The 6,017-nt window shown below is 72.3% G+C and carries 11 protein-coding genes; 7 read left to right on the forward strand and 4 right to left on the reverse strand.

Annotation, left to right across the window (positions count from 1 at the left end; all coding sequences use genetic code 11):
- Nucleotides 1-597, forward strand: coding sequence for an NAD(P)H-dependent oxidoreductase (locus QL987_RS13465; RefSeq protein WP_181439221.1), 597 nt, complete (start codon nt 1-3; stop codon nt 595-597).
- A gap of 66 nt (nt 598-663) precedes the next feature.
- Here the strand turns inward: QL987_RS13465 and aroQ are convergent, their stop codons facing one another.
- Complete coding sequence (gene aroQ / locus QL987_RS13470) at nt 664-1,098, reverse strand: type II 3-dehydroquinate dehydratase (RefSeq protein WP_253463867.1); 435 nt, start codon at nt 1,096-1,098, stop codon at nt 664-666.
- Nucleotides 1,099-1,261: 163 nt separating this feature from the next.
- Here aroQ and QL987_RS13475 point away from each other — a divergent pair, with 163 nt between their 5' ends.
- Nucleotides 1,262-1,678 carry a VOC family protein gene (locus QL987_RS13475; RefSeq protein ID WP_290158092.1) on the forward strand — a complete coding sequence of 139 codons (417 nt, stop codon included), beginning with the start codon at nt 1,262-1,264 and terminating at the stop codon, nt 1,676-1,678.
- A gap of 27 nt (nt 1,679-1,705) precedes the next feature.
- Entirely contained in the window at nt 1,706-2,302 is a 597-nt protein-coding gene (locus QL987_RS13480; protein WP_290158093.1) for a DNA-3-methyladenine glycosylase I, read from the forward strand.
- 14 nt (nt 2,303-2,316) lie between these two features.
- Here QL987_RS13480 and QL987_RS13485 read toward each other — a convergent pair whose 3' ends face one another.
- Together QL987_RS13485 and QL987_RS13490 are read right to left on the reverse strand one after the other, a co-directional pair.
- Nucleotides 2,317-2,820, reverse strand: coding sequence for a GNAT family N-acetyltransferase (locus QL987_RS13485; protein ID WP_290158094.1), 504 nt, complete (start codon nt 2,818-2,820; stop codon nt 2,317-2,319).
- 14 nt (nt 2,821-2,834) lie between these two features.
- Entirely contained in the window at nt 2,835-3,632 is a 798-nt protein-coding gene (locus tag QL987_RS13490; protein ID WP_290158095.1) for a LysR family transcriptional regulator substrate-binding protein, read from the reverse strand.
- A gap of 33 nt (nt 3,633-3,665) precedes the next feature.
- Between QL987_RS13490 and QL987_RS13495 the strand changes: the two genes are divergently transcribed.
- Genes QL987_RS13495 through QL987_RS13505 form a run of 3 tightly spaced genes read left to right on the forward strand, consistent with a single transcriptional unit; the run spans nt 3,666 to nt 5,111 of the window.
- Nucleotides 3,666-4,043 (forward strand): DUF5997 family protein, encoded by a 378-nt coding sequence (locus tag QL987_RS13495; protein WP_110902580.1) that lies wholly within the window; start codon nt 3,666-3,668, stop codon nt 4,041-4,043.
- A gap of 8 nt (nt 4,044-4,051) precedes the next feature.
- Nucleotides 4,052-4,561 carry a hypothetical protein gene (locus QL987_RS13500; protein ID WP_290158096.1) on the forward strand — a complete coding sequence of 170 codons (510 nt, stop codon included), beginning with the start codon at nt 4,052-4,054 and terminating at the stop codon, nt 4,559-4,561.
- 19 nt (nt 4,562-4,580) lie between these two features.
- Nucleotides 4,581-5,111 carry an Lrp/AsnC family transcriptional regulator gene (locus tag QL987_RS13505; RefSeq protein WP_221852100.1) on the forward strand — a complete coding sequence of 177 codons (531 nt, stop codon included), beginning with the start codon at nt 4,581-4,583 and terminating at the stop codon, nt 5,109-5,111.
- Nucleotides 5,112-5,130: 19 nt separating this feature from the next.
- Here the strand turns inward: QL987_RS13505 and QL987_RS13510 are convergent, their stop codons facing one another.
- Nucleotides 5,131-5,562: a GNAT family N-acetyltransferase gene (locus tag QL987_RS13510; RefSeq protein WP_290158097.1), complete on the reverse strand. Its 432-nt coding sequence runs from the start codon at nt 5,560-5,562 to the stop codon at nt 5,131-5,133.
- A gap of 107 nt (nt 5,563-5,669) precedes the next feature.
- Here QL987_RS13510 and QL987_RS13515 point away from each other — a divergent pair.
- The coding region (locus tag QL987_RS13515; protein WP_290158098.1) for a hypothetical protein at nt 5,670-6,017 on the forward strand (348 nt) is incomplete at its 3' end.

A 6,017-nucleotide genomic window follows, 5' to 3' on the forward strand; every position in this document is an offset into this window, starting at 1 on the left:
ATGAGCAGTTCCCTCGTCGTCGGGGTCAGCGGCAGCCCGTCCGACCCGTCCCGCACCTCGACCCTCGTCGCCGCGACCGTCGACCGGCTCGCCGCCGAGCTGCCGGACGCCGAGACCGTCATCGTCGAGATCGGCCCGCTGCTGGCGGACCTCGGCGCCGCCGTCGACCGCGAGCACATGTCGGACGCCACGCGGGCAGCGCTCGAGGCCGTCGAGGCCGCGGACGTCCTGGTCGTCGGCAGTCCGGCCTTCCGTGCCGCGTACTCCGGGGCGTTCAAGCTCTTCTTCGACTGGATCGGGCAGTACGACCTGGTCGACACCCCGGTGCTGCTCACGGCGACCGGGGGCAGCGACCGGCACGCGCTGCTCGTCGAGCACCAGATGCGGCCGCTGTTCGGGTTCTTCCAGTCGACGACGCTGCCGCTGGCGGTGTTCGGCAACGAGCGGGACTTCGACAAGCGCGTCGGTGGCTACGACATCGCGAGCGTCGACCTCGAGCTGCGGATCGACCAGGCCGTCCGTCGGGCGATGCCGATCATCCGCGGCGGGTTCGTGGCGGCGGGCGTCGACGAGGTGCGGCGGCCGGCGGAGTTCTGACGGGCCTCCCGGCCGGCGGCGGTCCGAGCCCGTCAGCCGCGCAGGACCGTCAGCCGCGCAGATGGGTCAGCCGCGCAGGAGTGCGGCGACGTGCGCGACCGCCAGGCGGTACCCGTCCGCCCCGGCGCCCGCGATGACCGCGGTCGCGGCCGTGGCGACGTGGTCGACGTGGCGGAACGGCTCGCGCTTCCACGTGTTCGACAGGTGCACCTCGACCACGGGCACGCTCAGTGCCTCGACCGCGTCGTGCAGTGCGACCGAGGTGTGCGCGTAGGCGGCCGGGTTGATGACGACGGCGTCGTGGTCGTCGAGCGCCTCGTGCAGCCAGTCGACGAGCTCGCCCTCGCGGTTGGTCTGCCGGAAGTCGACCTCGTGTCCGTGCTCGGCGGCCTCGGCGCGCACGATGCCCTCGAGGTCGGCGAGCGTCACGGTGCCGTACTGCGCCGGGTCCCGTCGGCCGAGGATGTCCAGGTTCGGGCCGTTGAGGACGAGGATGCGCATGCGGCGAGCCTACCGAGCGGGTGGGTGGGCGGAGACGGCGGTCGGCACGGGGTGTCGTCCCGGCTCGGCGGCTGTCCGTGCCGACCTGCCGTCGGTTCCACCACGGAACGGTTGCGTGGGCGCGGTCCGGGGTCCAGGTTGGTCACGACGGAAGGGACCCCACATGTCGACCATGGTGTTCATCAACCTGCCGGTGTCCGACCTGGCGCGGGCGACCGCGTTCTACCAGGCGCTCGGCTACCCGCTCAACCCGGTGTTCAGCGACGACACCGCCTCGAGCATCGTCGTCAGCGACACGGTGTACGTGATGCTCCTGACGCACGCGAAGTTCTCGGAGTTCACCGACAAGGCGATCGCCGCGCCGGACACGATCGAGGTCATCAACTCCCTCAGCGCCGAGACCAAGGACGAGGTGCACCGGATCGTCGACGCGGCACTCGTAGCCGGCGGCACCGAGGACCGGCCGGAGATGGACCTCGGCTTCATGTTCCAGCGGAGCTTCAACGACCCCGACGGCCACCGCTGGGAGTACGTCTGGATGGACCCCGCCGCGCAGGAGGACGGCCCGCCCGCCGACTGACCTCTCGTCTTGCGGGAAGATCGGGGGATGACCGACGACCTCGTGACCGGCGCCGACGGCCTCGCCCGACCGCTCTGGGCGTCGACCGACCCGATGCTGCGTGCCTACTACGACACCGAGTGGGGGATGCCGGTCCGTGACGAGCGGGGCGTGTTCGAGCGGCTCTCGCTCGAGGCGTTCCAGTCCGGGCTGTCCTGGCGCACGATCCTGGCGAAACGGCCGGCGTTCCGGGCAGCGTTCGCCGACTTCGACCCGGACACCGTCGCCGCGTTCGACGACGACGACGTCGCCCGGCTGCTCGGCGACGCCGGCATCGTCCGGAACCGCGCGAAGATCGCCGCGACGATCACCAACGCGAACGCCACCGTCGCACTCCGGGCAGACGGGGGACTGGCCGACTTCGTGTGGTCGTTCCGGCCGGACGACACGCCCAGGCCCCGGACGGCCGCGGAGGTCCCGACCACCAGCCCGGAGTCGACCGCGCTGTCGAAGGCGCTGCGGAAGCGCGGCTTCGCCTTCGTCGGGCCGACCACGATGCACGCCCTGATGGAGGCACTGGGGATCGTCGACACGCACCTGCTCGGCAGCCACCGACGGGCGACCTCGGGCATCTGGCCGGACTGAGGTCCGGCTGACGCTCAGGTGAGCGGGAGCCGCATCTGCACCGCGGCGACCTCGTACCCGAGCTCCTCGTACAGGTGGCGCGCGCCGGTGTTGTAGCCGAAGACGTTGAGCCCGATGCTCGTCGCGCCAGCGTCCCGAGCGACGACGTGGGCGAGTTCGAGCCCCCGCCGCGCGTGGCCCTGCCGTCGGTGTGCGGCGTCGACCTCGACCTCGAAGACCCACCACTCGGTGCTGCCCGCCGTGAGCGGGCCGACCCAGAGCTGCCCCACCACGGTGTCGTCCGCGAGCGTCAGCTCCCACACGTGGTGACCCGCTGCGGGCGACCCGCCCGGGAACCACTTGTCGAGGGACTGCCGCATGTTCGTCTCGGCGGCCTCGGGGCTCTCACCTGACCGGATGCGCGAGGCCACGTAGTCCGCCATCGAACGGTCCAACCAGCCCGGCATCCGCTCGCCGGGCATCGGCACGAGACGCACGTCGCTCGGCGCCGGAGCCGGAGTCGGGGTCGTGCCTGGCACTGCGGAGTCCATCGTCAGCGGTTGCCTTTCGAGCCACGCTTCGGCTTGCCGGACATGCCGCGCGGGGTGCGGCCGCGACCGGTGGAGTTCTTGCCGCCGCCGCTCTTCGCGCCGGTGCCCTTCGTGGCGCTCCGCTTGGCGACGGTCTTCGCGTTCGCCGCCGTGGCCTTGCCGCCGGGCGCCTTGCCGGAGGCCTTGCCGGCCGCCTTCGGACGTGCGCTGTCCTGCTCGTCGGGATCCGAGCCTCCCGGCTGGTCCTGCTGCCGCGAGCTGTTCGCGGTCCGCCCGCGGACGACGCCGATGAACTCCTCGGTGAGCTCCGAGGCGTCCTCGTCGCGCCAGACGAGCGCGACGCGGGTGCCGGGGGAGCCGGCGAGCGGCCGGGAGACCAGGGACTTCCGGCTCTCGGCACGGAAGAGCGACTGGGGGAGGACGACGACGCCGACGTTGGCCTCGACCAGGTCGAGCGCTGCCCCGACGTCCGCCGGGACGGGCCCGGCGTCGAGGACGGTGACGCCGGCGAGGTCCGCCTCGGTGACCTCGTCGAGGTCGGCGAGGGGCGAGTCCTTCGGGGCGGCGACGACGGCCGTCTCGGTCCACAGCGGGATCGCGTGCGGCTGGTCGCCCTCGGCCCGCTCGGGGACCGGCATCCGGGCGAAGACCATGTCGGCGTCGCCCTCGATCGCGTCGAGGACCCCGTCCGCGGTGACCGGCATGAGGACGAGGTCGACGTCCGGTCGGCGCTGACGCCAGACCCGTACCCACTTGGCGGGGGAGACCCCGGGTACGAAGGCGATGGAGAGCGCGGTCATGCACCCGAGCATAGGGGCCGTACTCTGGTCACCATGGCCCAGGAACAGACCATGAAGCCCGAGACCGCTGCCAAGAAGCTCGGCATCCTCCTCTCGGCGACACCCGAGTCGTTCCGTGCGGGCCCGATCGCTCGCACGACGTTCGACGAACTGCAGAGCGAACCGCCGACGTGGCTGCAGGACCTCCGTCGTGACGGTCCGCACCCCCGCCCGGTCGTCGCCGCGCGCCTCGGGGTGTCGATCTCCGGACTCGCCCGCGCCGGTGTGGACGACGTCCTCACCACCGAGCAGATCAAGCAGCTCCTGCAGGACATGCCCGCGTGGCTGGTGCAGGAGCGTTCGACCCAGGCCGCGGTCCGCACCGAGAACGTGCGCGTGAAGCAGGAGCGCGCCGCCCGCACCGAGGGCTGACCCCACCCGTGCACGGGACCGTCGCCGACGCCATGCTCGTCGTGCCGCAGTTCGCCTCGGTGTGCTGCATCGTCGGCGACCGGTACCGCCCGCGTCCGGGCGTGATCGTCCCCGCGGCCGTGATGCTCGTCGCGATGCTCATGCCCGTCGTCCAGGCCGGCCCGTCATGGACGATCCTCGCCGCGGCACTGCTGCTCTTCCTCGCGCCGATGCCCGTGGTGCGCCGACGTCGGCGGGACGGTCGTCGTGCCGAGCCGATGGACGTACACCGGGCACTCTCCGCCGTCGTGATGGCGGGGATGCTGCTGATGGGGCACGCGTCCGAACTCGGCGGAGGTGGCGTGCACGCCCACGCCCTGGTCCTCACCGCGGTGCTCGGCGCCGGCGTGATCGGCTACTGCGCCTTCAGCGGGTGGTTGCTCCGGTACGAGTGGGCCCGGGAGGACCGTCGCGCCGTGCGCAGCGGCGAGGTGTTCGCGATGACCGTCGCCGTGGTCGGGATGACCCTGGCGATGTGACCGGCGTTACGGTGGTGCCGTGTCCGACCGCATCGTCCGCCGCCCCGACGCCACACCGCCGCGCCTCGACGAGGTCGACGAACGGATCCTCTGGGTCCTGGCCTCCGATGCCCGGATCCCGAACAACCGGCTCGCCGCCGCCGTGGGCATCGCACCGTCGACCTGCCTGGTGCGGGTCCGGGCACTCGAGGACGCCGGCATCATCACCGGGTACCGGGCCGAGGTCGACATCGCCCGACTCGGGTTCTCGATCGAGGCGATGGTCTCCGTCCGGGTGCACGCCGCCGCCCGGCACGAGCTGCGGGAGTTCGCGAAACGCCTGCTCCGGGTGCCGGTGGTGCTCGACGTGTCGTTCCTGGCCGGCGACAAGGACTTCCTCGTGCACATCGCCTGCACGTCGACCGAGCAACTGCGGGACTTCGTCGCCGACGAGCTGAGCGGGGACCCGTCCGTCGCGACGACGCAGACGTCGATCGTGTTCGAACGGCTGGTCGCGGACCGGGAGCACCAGGCCCGGTCCTACGGCGAACTTCGCCGCTGGCAGGCCTGAGGCCGGCGGGCCTGGGCCGTCAGCGCGGGCGGACCATCGGGGTGTGCGGGATCGCGTCCTCGAGGAAGTCCTCGCCCGAGCGCACGAAGCCGAACTGCGCGTACCACTCGCCGAGGTGCGCCTGCGCGTTGATGCTGATCCGCTCCGAGCGGCTCTCGGCGATGGCCGCCTGCATCAGCGCGGCGCCGAGGCCCTTGCCGCGGGCGTGCGCCGCCGTCGCGACACGGCCGATCCGCTCGGTGCCGTCGGGCTCGCGGAGCAGACGCAGGGTGGCGTCGACGGACCCACTGCCCGCCCAGAACTGCACCGTGCCCGGCTCGAGGTCGCGGCCGTCGATGTCGTCGTAGGCGCAGGCCTGTTCCACCACGAACACGTCCTGCCGCAGGCGGAGGATCTCGTGCAGGGTGACGACGTCGAGGTTGCGGGTCGGGGCGCTGAAGGTCGAGGGCACGACGGTTCCTGACTTTTTCTTGGGAATGGGTTCCGCACGGCACCTGTGCAGGCGTACCGTGCCGGTCAACCACTCTACGTGCGCAGCCGAGATCAGGAGGTGAGCGCATGGACGCATCGATGCGTGCACCCCTCAACGCGGTGATCCGTTGGGCCCTCATGGCCTCCGGCATCGCGCTGGCACTCGTGCTGCTGTCGCTCTTCTTCGGTGCTCGGCCCGCCTCGGCCGGGGTGCTCAACCTGGGTGGAACTCCCTCGAGCAGCGCGCAGACGACCTCGTCGCAGCGCTCGGACGGCCTGCTGGGCGGTGTCGTGTCGGGCATCGGCGGGACGGTCGAGGGCGTCGGACGGGCCGTCGGCAACGTCGTCACCCCCGCCCGTCCGGCCCACGTGCCGGCGCGGGGGCCGCCGGCACCGGCGGCACCCGCCCGGGCCCCGGCCCCGGCAGCGCCGGCG

The organism is Curtobacterium sp. APC 4022, from assembly GCF_030407555.1.
GTDB lineage: Bacteria > Actinomycetota > Actinomycetes > Actinomycetales > Microbacteriaceae > Curtobacterium.

Coding starts and splice junctions, on each gene's coding strand:
- aroQ (WP_253463867.1), bottom strand. CDS start 1,098: ATGCGCATCCTCGTCCTCAACGGCCCGAACCTGGACATCCTCGGCCGA.
- QL987_RS13495 (WP_110902580.1), top strand. CDS start 3,666: ATGGCCCAGGAACAGACCATGAAGCCCGAGACCGCTGCCAAGAAGCTC.
- QL987_RS13475 (WP_290158092.1), top strand. CDS start 1,262: ATGTCGACCATGGTGTTCATCAACCTGCCGGTGTCCGACCTGGCGCGG.
- QL987_RS13490 (WP_290158095.1), bottom strand. CDS start 3,632: ATGACCGCGCTCTCCATCGCCTTCGTACCCGGGGTCTCCCCCGCCAAG.
- QL987_RS13465 (WP_181439221.1), top strand. CDS start 1: ATGAGCAGTTCCCTCGTCGTCGGGGTCAGCGGCAGCCCGTCCGACCCG.
- QL987_RS13480 (WP_290158093.1), top strand. CDS start 1,706: ATGACCGACGACCTCGTGACCGGCGCCGACGGCCTCGCCCGACCGCTC.